The 14,515-nt window shown below is 48.7% G+C and carries 15 protein-coding genes and 1 tRNA gene; 8 read left to right on the forward strand and 8 right to left on the reverse strand.

Going from position 1 to position 14,515, the window contains the following annotated elements; all coding sequences use genetic code 11:
- Positions 1 to 11: 11 nt before the first annotated feature.
- Entirely contained in the window at positions 12 to 341 is a 330-nt protein-coding gene (locus tag H8F23_RS26500) for a hypothetical protein (RefSeq protein WP_194936349.1), read from the reverse strand.
- A gap of 267 nt (positions 342 to 608) precedes the next feature.
- On the opposite strand from H8F23_RS26500, the gene H8F23_RS26505 reads away from it, so the two are divergent.
- The 4 genes from H8F23_RS26505 to H8F23_RS26520 all read left to right on the forward strand — a co-directional run bounded on the left by H8F23_RS26505 (position 609) and on the right by H8F23_RS26520 (position 4,251).
- The gene (locus H8F23_RS26505; protein WP_095125924.1) at positions 609 to 869 is read left to right on the forward strand and encodes a DUF6429 family protein; all 261 of its coding nucleotides are present in this window, start codon (positions 609 to 611) and stop codon (positions 867 to 869) included.
- Between the two features lie 312 nt (positions 870 to 1,181).
- Positions 1,182 to 2,408: an SH3 domain-containing protein gene (locus H8F23_RS26510; protein ID WP_194936350.1), complete on the forward strand. Its 1,227-nt coding sequence runs from the start codon at positions 1,182 to 1,184 to the stop codon at positions 2,406 to 2,408.
- A gap of 280 nt (positions 2,409 to 2,688) precedes the next feature.
- The gene (locus tag H8F23_RS26515) at positions 2,689 to 3,393 is read left to right on the forward strand and encodes a hypothetical protein (RefSeq protein WP_096795512.1); all 705 of its coding nucleotides are present in this window, start codon (positions 2,689 to 2,691) and stop codon (positions 3,391 to 3,393) included.
- A 255-nt stretch (positions 3,394 to 3,648) separates the two neighbouring features.
- Positions 3,649 to 4,251, forward strand: coding sequence for a hypothetical protein (locus tag H8F23_RS26520; protein WP_194936351.1), 603 nt, complete (start codon positions 3,649 to 3,651; stop codon positions 4,249 to 4,251).
- Between the two features lie 148 nt (positions 4,252 to 4,399).
- Here H8F23_RS26520 and H8F23_RS26525 read toward each other — a convergent pair whose 3' ends face one another.
- The 3 genes from H8F23_RS26525 to H8F23_RS26535 all read right to left on the reverse strand — a co-directional run bounded on the left by H8F23_RS26525 (position 4,400) and on the right by H8F23_RS26535 (position 6,689).
- Positions 4,400 to 5,275, reverse strand: coding sequence for a DUF2971 domain-containing protein (locus tag H8F23_RS26525; protein WP_194936352.1), 876 nt, complete (start codon positions 5,273 to 5,275; stop codon positions 4,400 to 4,402).
- A 112-nt stretch (positions 5,276 to 5,387) separates the two neighbouring features.
- Positions 5,388 to 6,026 carry a hypothetical protein gene (locus H8F23_RS26530; protein ID WP_143520545.1) on the reverse strand — a complete coding sequence of 213 codons (639 nt, stop codon included), beginning with the start codon at positions 6,024 to 6,026 and terminating at the stop codon, positions 5,388 to 5,390.
- A 132-nt stretch (positions 6,027 to 6,158) separates the two neighbouring features.
- Complete coding sequence (locus tag H8F23_RS26535) at positions 6,159 to 6,689, reverse strand: hypothetical protein (protein ID WP_194936353.1); 531 nt, start codon at positions 6,687 to 6,689, stop codon at positions 6,159 to 6,161.
- Between the two features lie 818 nt (positions 6,690 to 7,507).
- Between H8F23_RS26535 and H8F23_RS26540 the strand changes: the two genes are divergently transcribed.
- From H8F23_RS26540 to H8F23_RS26555, 4 genes are read left to right on the forward strand one after another with little or no spacing between them, the layout of a single operon-like run.
- A complete protein-coding gene (locus H8F23_RS26540) occupies positions 7,508 to 8,212 on the forward strand; it encodes a hypothetical protein (RefSeq protein WP_194936354.1) in 705 nt (234 codons plus the stop codon).
- On the forward strand, positions 8,185 to 9,162 hold the full coding sequence (locus tag H8F23_RS26545; protein ID WP_194936355.1) for a hypothetical protein: 978 nt from the start codon (positions 8,185 to 8,187) through the stop codon (positions 9,160 to 9,162). The genes H8F23_RS26540 and H8F23_RS26545 overlap by 28 nt, the downstream gene beginning before the upstream one ends.
- A gap of 45 nt (positions 9,163 to 9,207) precedes the next feature.
- A complete protein-coding gene (locus H8F23_RS26550) occupies positions 9,208 to 10,560 on the forward strand; it encodes a hypothetical protein (RefSeq protein ID WP_194936356.1) in 1,353 nt (450 codons plus the stop codon).
- 23 nt (positions 10,561 to 10,583) lie between these two features.
- Complete coding sequence (locus H8F23_RS26555) at positions 10,584 to 11,420, forward strand: hypothetical protein (RefSeq protein ID WP_194936357.1); 837 nt, start codon at positions 10,584 to 10,586, stop codon at positions 11,418 to 11,420.
- A 6-nt stretch (positions 11,421 to 11,426) separates the two neighbouring features.
- Here the strand turns inward: H8F23_RS26555 and H8F23_RS29010 are convergent, their stop codons facing one another.
- The 4 genes from H8F23_RS29010 to H8F23_RS26570 form a co-directional block, all read right to left on the reverse strand.
- Positions 11,427 to 11,723 carry a hypothetical protein gene (locus tag H8F23_RS29010; protein ID WP_228759391.1) on the reverse strand — a complete coding sequence of 99 codons (297 nt, stop codon included), beginning with the start codon at positions 11,721 to 11,723 and terminating at the stop codon, positions 11,427 to 11,429.
- 8 nt (positions 11,724 to 11,731) lie between these two features.
- The gene (locus H8F23_RS26560; protein WP_228759392.1) at positions 11,732 to 11,983 is read right to left on the reverse strand and encodes a hypothetical protein; all 252 of its coding nucleotides are present in this window, start codon (positions 11,981 to 11,983) and stop codon (positions 11,732 to 11,734) included.
- Between the two features lie 1,207 nt (positions 11,984 to 13,190).
- Positions 13,191 to 14,219, reverse strand: coding sequence for a hypothetical protein (locus tag H8F23_RS26565; RefSeq protein ID WP_194936358.1), 1,029 nt, complete (start codon positions 14,217 to 14,219; stop codon positions 13,191 to 13,193).
- Positions 14,220 to 14,384: 165 nt separating this feature from the next.
- Positions 14,385 to 14,469, reverse strand: a tRNA-Leu gene (locus tag H8F23_RS26570).
- Between the last annotated feature and the right edge of the window lie 46 nt (positions 14,470 to 14,515).

A 14,515-nucleotide genomic window follows, 5' to 3' on the forward strand; every position in this document is an offset into this window, starting at 1 on the left:
TGTCTCAGGTGTTACTGAATGGCTTTCAAATAGTCCCTGAGTATCAGGAGCGGCTCACTGAGCTGCTCCATCGACTGAGCTTTTCTGACCTCAGTTGAAAGTTTGTAAAGTTCACGCCCTAACGGTTTTTCAACACCGCCCAAGGCATCCATTGCCAGACGCAGGCATTCATTCACTTTGAATTGAATGGTCTGGACATCCCCACGCCGCAGCAGCAATTCGAACACGTCTTTCTGGTAATCACCCATGACCATGTCGTCCCGCAAAATCGGGCTCAGGCCTTCTTCCTCGTAAGCGAGCTTGAGGGAGAAAAGGGCGACTGTTTCCAGTGACGTTTCCATGGGGTGCCTTTAGCGACGTCCGTCAGTGTGAGAGTTAATGTCTGGAGGCAAGCACCGTTAGGTGCAAGATGCGCTGGGCTGCTTTCAGAGGGGCTTGATTATACGGAGCGAGATCAACAAGTGCAGCCCAAAGGCGAGGCCGGGCCCGCTGAAGCCGATCAATAACCTTCACGGGATTGAGCGGCATTTCCATCGGAGGCCGGTGAGTATTATGGTGAGCCTTCACACACTCGACGTTAACTGTTGAACACGAATGGAGTGACGACCATGGAATACGACGACAAACTGATGGAAGACGCTGTGCTTGCCCTGTTGGCGGCACTCAGTTCCGACGACGGCAATGCCTGGAAAGGGTTCGACTTCGAGATCATGAACAGATTGCATGAGCAGGGTTTCATCAGTAATCCGGTGAACAGGAACAAGTCGGTCTGGTTGACGGAGGAAGGGCTGGAGCGGGGGAGGGCGATAGCGGCGCGGTTGTTTGGGGGGAGTGCTCAGGCTGAGCCTAAAACCGACTCCGACACCTGAGTCCGCGCAATGTCACGTGCGACCCGCGCAGTGGTGAGCGTTCTGCATTGCGCGAGCACTTTCCGACAGACGAAAAAAAAGGCCTTGCTAAGCAAGACCTTCTGAATTTTGGTGCCCGAGGGAGACTGTAGTGTTCCTTATGGGCAGAGGTCTTCAGAGCTATTTTAATCATAGGGATACAGATAGGGATACAAGCATTGGCGTGCTAGGCAGCATTCTCCTGCGCATCACCTTGCATATACTGCTCGAATTGTTGCTTCAACAAATTAAATTTTTTTGCGACCACATTTTTCAGCAGTAGAGAGCGATTTCATGACCGGCGAGAAAAAAAACAAGCAGGAATCTATGGATGGGAAAACGGTTGATGTTTCCGACGACCTATATGTGTCGGCTCCGATCCATTTGGACGCCTCAAACCCTGCGCTTTATACTGCACCAGGTCAAAAGTTCTCCTACTCGCTCCCTGACCAATCGATCACGTCTTCACTCGATAAATATCTGCGCCAGTCCAGCACCGTCCAAAGGCTGATTGATGCTACAGACAGGCTGTTACGACCATCTGCAGCTATCCAAGCGGTAATCGATGCCACTCAACAGATGATGCGTCCTTCTCGCGAAATAGAGGCGTTTTTGCAAGCCACAGATCGAGCTCTCCAGCCATCACGTCAAATTTACGCGGCGATGGCAGCTACTGAGCGGATGCTTAAACCCTCACCTGAAGTCCAAGCTCTATTAAACTCGACGGGGAAGTGGCTTCAACCGTCAAGCGAAATGCAGGATTTAGCGAGTTGGACTGAAAAACTTGCTCGAGCCTACAGTCAGCACCATGCGGCCTCCTTTGAAGCTGTCGAGAAGGCATTGCACCTTTCAGATTCACTGAAATCAGTGATCGCGGCGATGGACACACACCGCTCTACTTCTTCGCTAAGATCGCTCTTGAGTAGCTTTGAGACCCTGCAGGCATCCCCCATTTTTGATTTGCTGGTCTCTACCGATCCTACGAGACTTCAATCTCTTATTGAGGATTATCAAGAGGACGAAGAACGTCAGAACCTCGTTGATGCCCCTCCGACTTCATATGATGTGGAGGCCGAGATTGTTCAGGCTTTAAATACTGGTTCCAATCCGCAGAAACTTACAGCTCCAGCATTAGTTTTCTTGATGTTCTTCATTACCGCGGTGCACACATTTTATGACGATCTGAGTAAGTGGAATGACTTTCGTGAGTCGGTGTGCGACATGCAAGAACGACTCGAAGCTTTCGAATCCCTAGCGCATGCACGAAAGCTTGTTCGGAGCGCATTGTGTGACGTTCCCAAAGCGTTAACCGAAAGGTTTCGATTGACCAAAAAGGAAGGGATCAATCTTCGTGAGGATCCAGGAATGAAAGCAGAGGTAATAATGGCGTTGCCTAAATATGCACCTTTGGAGGTTGTTGACGCCTCTAATCGGGATTGGCTCCTGGTTATCTACAAACACGAAGGACTCGAGATAGAAGGGTGGGTATCTCGTAAGCATGTCCGCCCGGCATCGCGATGACTGAAGCGAGCGCAGATCAGTAAAACCTCTGTTCCCCCCTAATGACTACATTATTTGGAGACGTGCGGAATTTAGGTGGTAGCTTACTCAATCTACTGACAATTCGACATTACAAACTGAATGAAGCCCGCAGAAACAGCTGGTCGTAGGCGACCGGTGAAGGGGAACAGGTCGTCAGAGAAGTACCGGGGGGGGGGGGTATATTTTTGCTGCAATGGAGTGTGCCCCAAACATAACTTATGGCAAAGTGATTACCTTTCTCCTCTTCTATGGATAGTGTATGAGCATCCCTAATCACCTCATTCAAGCCGTTCGGGAAAATGCTATCGAAGGTGCGACTGCTGTCTGTCGCTTCGCCCTTGCTGAAGTAGAAAATCAACCCGATTGGACTCAAGAAATTCATGAAACGTTGCTGGAAGCAACGGCTCTGATTCTCAGTCTACAGGAGCAGTCACTGATTCCTCATGCAAAGGATGCTCCAGACTTGGATGGCAGTATGGGTTATGTGTGTAACCGCATGCGTTCTTTCCTTAGCGACGTTCAAGATGAGTTGGTTGGTCAATCGTCTGCCCAGAAACTGGAAAGCATTAAGAGTAGGTTCTCTATTACGCTCGCTAACGGATTCGGTTACGAGTTCACCGATGGAGATTTGAAGCGTATCCGTACGCTGATTAATGAACTTCGAGAACTGATAATCGCGAATGGTGAACTCGACGACGATCACAAGCAGCGTCTTCTAAAGCGCTTAGAGAAAATGCAGGCGGAAATCCATAAAAAGATGTCCGACCTAAATAGTTTCTATGGACTGCTGGTAGAGGCAAGTGTCGTCTTTAAGAAGGTTGGTGAAAATGCCAAGCCTATCGTCGATCGAATCAAAGAACTGACTAGCATTTCGTGGGGCACCCAGGCGCGCGCAGAGAATTTGCCGTCAGGCACCGAGCCACCAGTGCTAGGAAACGATTCCGAGCCACCCGCGCTAAACTAATAATTAGGGGGGGAAATAACCCACGTGTCCCTAGAACTGGAGGGGAGGGTCTTTTTTATTTCATCATCCAGTTCTACCAAAAGCTGTAAAGAGATGTAGTAAGTTGTTATTCGAAATTAAAGTTGATTTTGTTAAGTGTGATTAGATATCAGGTTGTTAATGGTTTTTGTACGTTTTGACTAAGTGTTGCGGATTTATCGTTGTTTGGTTCATCAAGTATGGCGTGCTATTGCGTTGAAGCGTGGAGTGTATTGAATGAAAAAGCATGATGAAATAGAAAGTGATTTTTTTAGTTTAATTGACGTGGAGGATGAGTATCTACCTTTGGTGGTGAAGTGCCATTATGCAATCGATAAAATGCTTGATAGGGCGTTGACTGAGACTCTTCCGCAGGCAAGTGCTATTGAATTGAAGCGTATTTCATTTCTTTTGAAGGTGGATTTTTTAACTGCTCTTGGTGGGCTAAGGCCACATACTAGGAAGCTCTTTGAGTTGGCCAATACTGTAAGAAACAAATTTGCTCATGATCCATACGCAGAGTTTGCAGTTGGTGATGCTGCAAAAGCCAAATCATTACTCTGCTCGCATGTGCCAGTTCTCGTGCCCGAGAGATTCAAGGAGGAAGAAGATTTTCAAGATATACTTAAAACTCTTTTTTCTGTATGTTTTTTACAGGCTTCTGTTGCTTATGGAAACACGTGTCGGCAAAAAGTATCCAATATTGTAGCTCAACAGTTGGTTCAGGAGACCATCAGTCCATTGAAAATAAGAACAAGTTCTATACCGATTCACGATGATTTTGAGAATAGGTGTAAGTTTATGATGACTGAAATTTATCCAGGAGTTGAGCCAGCTTAGTTATAAAGCGCGTGACTATGGCTCATCGAAAGTTAAAGTGCTGATTTTGCCGATATTTTTTATGTGTCAAGCAAGCTAAAAAAGGAAGCGAATACATTTTTAATAAGATATTTACCTATCTATTATAAGTTTGGTGGGTTGTGAGTTGTTAGTAGTTGGTTGGCTGCATCTCCAGTTGGTATTTGTGATTAATGGTGTTCGCTTGAAGTATTTTTGCATGGGGGAAACGTTCTTTCACGATCATAGCTAAAGCTTCACGGTCAGCTTCAGGCATTCGACAGCCCAATATTACTGCAGTCAGTTCCTTATTTCCGAACCTAATGTCCTCATGTGGGGCGAACTTGTCGCGGCCATCTCCCGAATAGATACGCCATTCTCGTTCATGAGCCCAAGCTTCTGACTTTGTGTAAATTAGTGCGTCAATTTTTGCTTGCTGGTCAAATACTGTAAGACCTGCTAAAAAATCCGACAATTCATTTTCGGAAAATAGACTAGGAATTTCTGATCGATAAATTACCGGTTTTGCTGTGGAGTAAGGGCTATCTGCGCCTTGTTCTTGTTCAAACTGAAAAACAGCCCCTTTATTACTATCTGCATAGTACGCCCACATTAATTGATTTGTCGGCGAGTCAGTCAAACAGAGAATTTTTGAGGTTGAGAGCGCTGAGCGGACGAATATATTAAGGTCGCCGACACCTTTATCAAGTACCTTGAACGACTCTTCTATACCTGCTGACATTTTTTCGACGAAAAAGGCCTTCGGTATCCCTGGCAGTTGCTCACGAAATAATTGAATTACTGACCTCATTTTGTTGCCTTCAACGCAAATGTACTCACCTTTGTAAGCCTTCCAGATTTTTTCTATCGCATCTCTCTTTACTATGTCTCTATCAAAGTCAACTTTTAAATCGAATTGTATATCGTATGGGTCGTTAAGAGTGGCTGGCGTTGTCCACCGGAGGGTTTGATTATTAAGTACGATTTTCGCCGTGCTAAAGCTCATGTATTTATATAGAGTTGGCAAAGTGTTTGTCTCCAGTGGTGGATAATAAATTTATGAGCTTTAAAGTGGTGTTCGTATTGGTGGCGCAAATTTCGGTGTCAGTGCGCAATACAGAATTGGCAAGGTTGGGGCGTTAGCTGAATATGCTAGTTAGCTTTCGGCTTTCATGCATAAAGATATTGAATCCATATTTTGAATGTGCCCCAGGTACAAGCTGAAGAAGCTCTGACCCAGCAATATGAGCCATCTGCCTCGAAGTTTTTTTTCCTTTGCGTCGACTGCTATTTTTTCGATACTCCTCTGCTAGCTTAGAGAAGAAAATCATATCTATAGCGCTTCCATCGATCCAGTCTACCTCCTCCTTATAGCCAGCAACCCAATCTAAATGAGTGTCAGGGGCTTCCAGTAAAAATTTTGCTAAAGACTGATTTCCCATCAAGCATGTTCCTAAATAAAGTCCTTTTACCTGTTTAGTTTTGTTGTGAGTTGTGAGCATGTTTCTCAGTTCAGTGCGGGTAATTACTTGACCGCTTGCCCCACCAATAGTGCTATCGCTTCCGTGCGTAGCGAGGTATACCACTTGAGTTTGGCCGTCTCGGCAGCGCATTCTTAGACCTGATGACAAAGATTGCTTTTCACTGAACATGTCATAATAGAAAGCTGATGGGTTGTCGTAATGTATCCCTGCTAGAGCTTCAAACAATGGTCTGACACTGTGATTGCCATCACTCCACCACCGAGACTCAATGACTGAAAATACGCACTTTGACATAACTGCACCTTATGGAAATTGTTTATAAGCTGGTTTTGGCTTTGTTAGCTGTTGAAATTTCATTAAGAAATGTTCAGGTATGTGTGTATTATAAATGTGCCTAATTGTATGTTAGTTTAGGGCTGTTTTTATTCATGAGGAAAGTTTTCGATAGCAAGTATTTAGTTCGTCAAATAACTCCTCTCGAGCGGTTAACAGTTTAGTGCGCCAAGCTTGCTCTTGTTCTCCAGTTAATGGTGCTGAGTCTCGATTAACATCGCGGCGAAGAGTTGTCACCATTTCACCGTATATGCGCGCTTTATTTTGGGCTGTTTTGTAACCTAATAGAAGGAGTTTTGCTTCTGCGTTACTCATTTCTTTGAAAGATGAAAAAAGCTCGGTTATGCATTCTTCTAGCACGGATATACGAGTATCTGGCATAGTACGCTCTGTACGTTTATATCTTCCCCATTCAATTATCAAAGCCCAATACTTCAGAGCGACATGGGTGAAAATTTCGATCTGCTCAGCAGTTTGTTTAAGAACTTCAAATTCACGTTTTATGCGTTCCTTTTCCAACTCTCGAGTGTGCTGCTGACGCCCGAGAAAAAAAGCAGAGATTCCAGCGATCAGAGCGCCTAACCCAATCTTTACAGCTGAGTCCAATACCTCTATTAGTGTCATGTTCAGGCGGCCTTAGTCAAAAAGTATGACGTCGTGAAGTGAAGGTGGCTGGTGGCGCCCAACCTGATGCTGTCACGCTACTACCTTGCCACTATCAACGTCTACAGGAAGATCTTTGTCGGACGCTAACCAGTGCGCAAAAAGGTTGGGTTTTTCGGCTGTAGATTAACTCCCCCTAGTCTCCGCTTTATGACCCAATCACGATTGCCATTTTTCTGTGAAAACGGACCTCTATTGAGAGCCGCTTTGTTAAATACGAGTGTCGTTCAAGCTTGCTGAAGGATCCCTTGACATACTGCTAAGGGGCCATTTCGTAGAGGAAACACACGAGTTTTTAAAAAGACGGACATCTATTAAGAGTTTTCAGCTAGAGGAAATCTGCGAGTCTGATAACCCGTGTAGGGGGCCCCCCTTCAGGAGGACCCGTAAAATCTGCCGCTACGGCTCCTCGCCTGGGACTAGTCGCACACAGCAATCGGCAGATCCGGAGCTATCCGTCGCGTCCATTCGCGCTGAAGGTTCACGCCGTGAAAAGGGGCGAGGGGAAAGCTAACCCGTAGGTAGCGAAAAGGCAGTGTTCCACGTGTTCCATGTGTTCCAGAAACGTCGGAGGCCACGGAGTACGCGGCTTTCAGAGGCGGAACACTAAATGCGAATAACCGGAACACCAGTTACGCGGAACACGTTTGGTGTTCCGCGATTTGGTGATCCGGTTAAGGGTGGAAAGCCACACCGTAGGTATCGGCGATGCGGTGAGTCATGCGGCTAGCAACTGCTCCATGGACAGTGCATAAGTGGCTGGGCGGGAGTGAGCAGACGTGAAACTGCACAAGATACTTTCCATCAACGGCACCCCGATCGCTCTCATCAAGGAGGACGTCCGACTGGACGCTACCAGTCCCGGCCGGGCGAACTTCACAGTTCAATCCCCTGTGCCGCTGAAAGGTCTGGTGACGCTGGATATCGGCTACAACGAGGGCACGCTGCAACGGCACTTCATCGGTTACATCGAGCGCTGCACCGCCGCCAACGCGGTCGAGCAGGTGTTGTTCTGCCGGGAGCTGGCCGCCGTGCTGGCCAATCCGCTGCCGTTGAACCTGCGTCATGTGGATCTGCGGGCCGTGCTGACCGAGGTCAGCGAACAGACCGGGCTGCGCTTTCGCGTTCCCGATCGGCCTTATGCCAGCGTGAAGGCGCCGTATTTCTACAGCCTCGCCGCCGGATACCAGGCGATGGGCAGTCTGGCGCGAGTGTTCAGCATTCCCGACTTCACCTGGCACCAGTTGGGCAACGGTGAAGTGTTCGCCGGCAGCTGGGCCGATAGTTTTTTCGGCGCACGTGCGCCGCTGCAAATTCCCACGGAGCTGTTCGACGGCTACCAGGGCAACCAGAGCGCGATGGTCGCGGCCCTTCCCGGGTTGCGCCCAGGTGCAACAATCAATAACGGCGAGCGCATCACCACGGTGTCGCTTGCCAACGACCAGATGGCTATCCGATGGAAGACGCAATCCGCCGCGCTGTAGAGCGCCAATTCCCCGAACTCACCGGGGGTTACCACCTGCCGCGTTTTGCCCGGGTTACCGCCGTGGCTGATGCGCCGGCGGATGCCGGACTGTGTGACGACTTCCGTCCGCGCTACGCCGTCGACATTGTCGTACTCGGTCCCGATGACGAGCCAGATCCGGCCATGCCGCCGCTCACTGGCGTTCCTTTACCGCTGCCCACCGGTGGCGAGGAAATGGGCATTTATGCCTTTCCGGAAGAGGGCACGCGGGTCGTGGTGTGCTTCGCCTACGGCCTGCCGAACAAGCCCTACATCCAATCGATCTTGCCGCACGGGTTGAGCATGCCCAAGGTGCCGAAGGGCGATCAGGTGTGGCAGCACAGCGATGCCTCCCAGCAACGCGTCGACGCCGACGGCAACTGGTTACGCCAGACCGATGGCAAGATCCGAGACCAGGCGATCGAGCGCGAGGTTGAAGCCCTGGACAACCGCGAGCAGTTCCAGAGCCACATACGGGCGGTGGACGACCATTCGACCGAGACGGTGGGTGGTGTGAAAAAGATCGAGGCGCTGGGCGCGCTCAAGCTGATGTCGGGTGGTTCGGCTAGTCTGGCGGCGGTGGACGATCTGCACCAAGCGACCGGCCGGGATCTGAACGTGGTTGTGGGTCAGAAGCACAACGCCACGGTGGGCGGTGATATGCAGGAGCGGATCGAGGGCTTGCGTCGAAGCGTGGCCGGCAAGGCACAACGTCTGCAAGCGCCGAAGAACTGGATCGGTTCGGAAAGTGTGAATCTTTTCCAGGTGGTTTGCGATGTGTTGGATCTGATGCAGCAAATGAATACTCAGTTTGCGGGACACACCCACCTTCCCGGACCGACTCCAAGTCCTGCTGACATCGCAGAATTCCAGAAAATGGCCGTTGAAGCCACTTTGCTTTCTACGGAGCTTAAGCATATAACTCTCTGAAGATGGTACTGGGTGCCATGATCAATAAAAGTTAAGGATGATTACATGAAGTTCAATAATGCTGACATTGAGCGTCTAGTTGGCAGAACTCTAATAATAGAATGCTTTGAAGTGGAGTTAACTGAGAATCACGATGATTTACCCATATCATTCAATGGTCCAGGTAGCATCACGGTAGAGTCTGATGGCAAGCTTTTGTTGAAGATGTATGACTCAACAAAAAAGAGTTCAATGAGTCAGATGATGCGCATCGCCTTTCACCAAGGCACTGGTGTAGTTCCCGAGTCAGAATATTTCTCTTTAAGGGCGAAAGACTCGAACGGAAATCTATGGCTGGCTCCGCGAAACTATATCAATAACGGTTTGCAACTCACGCCTCACGGGGCAATCATCGAGTTCTATATTACCGAATTACGGTCGGAGCGCGAGTGGCTACGTACCGATCTTAAGGGAGTTAGTATAGCGAACATTGTCATTGCAGGGCGCTATCGTCTTCCTTTTAATAAGTTTGAAGACCAAGCAGACGGTTCTTCCTCTGTGACGGGTTTAGAGTTTAGAATTGAAAACGCAGAAATAACGCTGTCTCAGAAGGCTAAACATCTGACCTTGGATGTCGTCAGCACCTCAGTACAAATAGATCATGATTATATAATAAGAATATCTGAAGCTTTAAGCATAGCCATAGGTAGAGAAGCATGGCCATCTTACTATCAGGTGTATAGAGAAGGGGTGCTTTCTTCTTTTGTAAATGGTAAGTCAGATGTTAGTGGGCAGGGAATGGTTAGGCCTCTTGTTGATGTCTTTCCGTATAAGACTGCAAAGCTTATAACCTTTTTAAATTGCTATATGAAGAACCGAAAAAAAGAGCATGACCACACGGTTTATTACTGGAGGCGGCTTTATTACATATCTAACAAGGTTACAGATGTCGCGGCTCTCATTCTCACTGTAAATATTGAAGGGCTGATAAATAACTATTTCCGAGACGGCAGAACACCTTCGGATACTTTGCTGGGGGAAATTAACCTTAGTAAAAAACGCATTGACTCGTTGAGGCTTCCAGGGAGTACAAAGTCAAGGCTGAAAAATACCTTGGGCGGAATGAAGAAAATTACGGCTCCCAATATTCTTAGAGCGCTGGCGGACGAAGGGGAAATAATAGAGTCCCATGTAAAGAGCTGGAATAACCTAAGACATTCTCTTGCGCACGCTGGTAACATGGAATCCGATGCGGTAACGTTGAGCCGATTTGTTGACGACATAAATAACTGCCTTGATCTGTTCTATCATCTTATAGGATTAAGTGTTGGATATGATGGTCGCCTCATAAAGGATGGTGACCTATTATCTCCTGCTGAATCAAAGTGTGCGGCAGAGCAACAGCTTGAGCTATTTTAAGTAATTGCCATAGGGGTTAAGAGATGGCTGAAATAAAAACTTTCATTGACGCAATACCCGCGCCATTGTGGGGGATAATCGGGACCGCCTTTGGTGCGATTCTAACCCTCACAGCTGCGCTGGTCTTGAACTCTGGCAACAACAAAAGATTAAAGATACAGCTGCGCCACGATGAAAGAGAAAAGAATACCGATCGAATGAACGCTATGCGTCGCGAAGTCTACATGGATGCGATAGCTGAGATGGTCAAGGTTGGTCGTTACTTGGGAGATCTTCCAAGGATTGACATCGCTAATAAAAATATCTCTTCAGACTTGCAAGATTTTTACGTCGCTGCGGCTAAGCTCTCATTGGTTTCATCTGATGAAACGCAGAAAGCCGTAGATGCTTTAGGTATAGAATATTCCAAGCTGATATTTGTACTGATGCAGCGGGCGACGCCTCTGCACGCCGCTTCATCTGAAATGAAATTGCATGCGAAATACTTTGATGAGTTTATGAGTAGCGTCACTAGGGTGACTGCTGGTATTACGAACTTTAATGAAGCTGCTCGAACAGAGCAAAACATCTTCGCTGCTTTGGAGCGATCATTTAACTTTTTCATGTCGCAGGCGAGAATTCAAGAGGAGCAGAGGGCGGAGGCACATACTCGCTTCAACGATCTATATGCGGAGTATAATCGGCTACTTATGTCAGATATGCGTCAAATATCAAAATTGCAAGTAGAGGTTCTCATCGCAATACGCAGGGATTTAGGCGTAGCCACGGATGAACAACACTTAAGGAATCGGGCCTTGAATCATTATTCTGAAATTTCCAAATCAGTGGATGATGCTATAGATGAGATTCAATCTCACTGACCCCGATTACTCTAACCGGCACCACCAAGATTGTGCGTAGGCGCAACCATCGATGTACTCAATGCCGCTCAAAACGAACCCCGTAACCGCCATCCCTGCCAAGGTTGCATCAAGCAAACGTGGTAACGGATCCGGGTCGAGTGGCATTCCCACCTCAACACGGGCAACGTTTGCTGCCCGACCTAACTCATGACAGTCAGTCGAGTTGACCATTACATTGCCCCGAATCGCCGGGTAGCGACGCCGCTCCTTCGGATCCAGCGCAACACCACGTAGACGCATAGGCGTGACCAATACGTGCATGGCTTTTCCTACTCGTCAGCGTCGAGGTCAAGTAACGACTCAACCGCGTAGGCTAGCGCCGCATCCGCTAACTCAAGCAAGTCGCCAAGTTCGTCAGCATCAATCACCAGGCCTTGGTGCAACGCATGCGCTTGCCTGAGCAGCGCTTTGTGATGGGCACCAGGCATTGCAAGCAACGATACCTCATCACGCAACATGATCAGCCACTGCGCCATCGCGGGAGCTTCAGTGGTTAGGGTTTTCGCAGATTCTATATTCATCGGCCATGACTACCTTGCTCAAGCACTGTATATGCAAACAGTATATCGGTATACGGACTCCTCAACATCAGCGGAGCGACTGACGGCAATTGGCGACCCCTGAAGTTGTTTGCGCCTGTTTTTATGCCTGGAACTGATCGTCCCTTGGAAAACCCTACAGCTAAGAAAAAATCTGCTGAAAAAGCACTTATCCCCCTCCCGCCGACGGGCCTTGCGTCCTTTTTTTGTGCAAATCGCGATGTAGTGCAAATGATCCTGCAGCCCAGGCGGTCCGTGGGGCGTCGTAGCAAGGCGGGCGTTTCACAATGTGCAAAGTTTTGAAGAGAAATGCAGCGCGCTTGCACAGGGGGGCAGGGCGCGGCAGCGGGGGGCGGGTCGCTGAGGTGCCCGGTTTGATTGGTCGAAGACTTTGAAAACTCGGGTTTCAGCAGGTTTTAACGGCGGGCGTATTCGTCTACGTCTGAAACCTGGCTGACTTCTCAGGCTGCAGAATTTCGCTGTAGCCCGCACAGATCAAGGGTTGCGGGCTATTTGATGCGTTTCAAAGTCTCACACGCAGCGCGGGAGTTCAGGAGCGGGCCACTGTCAGGCCTGGTCGATCACCAAAAACTCTTTCTTGGGTAGTCCCTTCCATACGTGTAAGTGGTGTTGGGCGTGTCAGAAAACGGCTCAACACCCCGGATTCATTGGGGATCGCTGCTTACAGTGTGAGTGTAGGAAACTGTATGTGGAATTTTTACTGCGCTGAAAGCCTTGTAAATCAAGGGCTTGGGAGAATTCAAGCTTACAGGTGCCGACTGTTAGGTAAAAACAGCCTTCCGACAGTTCACTTACAGTAATAGAGAGACCTCTATCCCTCTAACTATAAGGGATACAGAGAATCTACATCTCTCACTTACACTTCTTACGTGCTTTTGAGCACAGGGCAGGGAAAAAATTTTCCGTCGCGAAGGGTGTGTGGTCAACACATTGCGCACTTTGGGAACCGGGCACTCTGCATCGTCTCCCATCCTCAATCTGAAGGAGGTCAATGTGTGTCCCTATGAGGCCTTCCCGTCAGCGCAATTCTAAGCGTGCATCGGTGGCGGTTTTAACAACCATTGAAGCGGGGAAGGGGGGCAGTGCAATCGTAATCAGCTTTTGCAGCTGATTACGATCTCTTTAAGCAGATACAACACGCGACAATTTCCGAGGCGTGGAGAGTGCGTCATTTGTGGCTTTTCTTCGCTTTTGCTACAAGACGTTCAAGTTCATCGACTTCTTCTTTGCTCAGATCGCTATCGTCAGGTGCATCTGAGTCGATATCGGCCTCAGGCTCTTTCCGGCCTGGATCGATAGGCGCGGCTAGAAGCTTCGGTTCTGGACGCATAAGAGCGCGTGGAGAGGCGCCCGGTTGGGCTTCCATTTCAGAGCTTATCGCCCCTACCTCAAGTAGCTTCGACGTGCCGTTAACCATTTGCCTTTTCAGCAATTCTGCTTGCTCAGGTGATATCGCGCCGGCCTCTTTCATATCGTGGATCTGCTGGATGACCGGTAGCGACTCAGCGATAGTTTGTATGCACAACGAGACGTGCACATGACGATGGAAAACGCGCCGATCCCAGATCGCTAGCAAGGTCTCCTTAAAGATTTCCATCACCTTAGCGAGTCCCAGGAAGTCAAAGGACTTATCGCTGCCGGAGTCTATAGCTACTACCGCCAAATCGTTGTGGCTTTCGCCCTCCATCGTGGCAATAGCTTGGTAAATCTCGGTCACACCCTGGAGCGTAAGGATAAGTCGATCAGGAGTAGATCGTTGATCGTGATCTTCTACCAACAAAATGCTCAACGTATCCATGCCGCTAGCTAACAGCGCCTTGCTTTCAGCCTCAGTCTGGTCGACATAATCCCGCTCCAGCATGCCTACTAGACGAGGCAGGTACTCCAATGCGAAGTGGAGGTTTCGCGAATAGGTCCACAGGTCGGGACTTTCAAGAGCCGACGCACTTTGCCACCAGTCTGGATCTTGGAGGTCATCAAGCCCCATCACCTCAAGAACCTGTTTTTCGGCGCTCGTGTAGTGGGAAACGCGGAGGGCGTAATCAAGAAACGTGCGGAAGTGGAATGCGGACTCTCGAGTTTCAACATCTTTCTTGCGACTGATGCTCAACAGTTCATTGAACATGTTGTGCAATGAAGTCTCTTCGATGTCATCGACTACGGTGTTGACCGCTTTTATAAGGGCTTGACGTCTCATTTCAGCTCCATCTTTAAATCGACTGTTTATCGAAGCCAGGCAGATGCTGGGTCGATTGATCGGTAGGCACGTTCACGAACTGGCAGCTCACGACCGAACGCTTACGCCACTTTTACGCCACGCAAAAAAAAAGGCCTTGATAATCAAGGCCTTTCTTCATTGTGCTGGTGCCCCGAGGGAGACTCGAACTCCCACTCCTTTCGAAAACGGATTTTGAATCCGCCGCGTCTACCAATTCCGCCATCAGGGCTCAATGGCGGCGAAGTATAGAGATGAGATTACCGTCGGTCAATCAG

Source organism: Pseudomonas neuropathica, from assembly GCF_015461835.1.
Taxonomy (GTDB): Bacteria; Pseudomonadota; Gammaproteobacteria; order Pseudomonadales; family Pseudomonadaceae; genus Aquipseudomonas; species Aquipseudomonas neuropathica.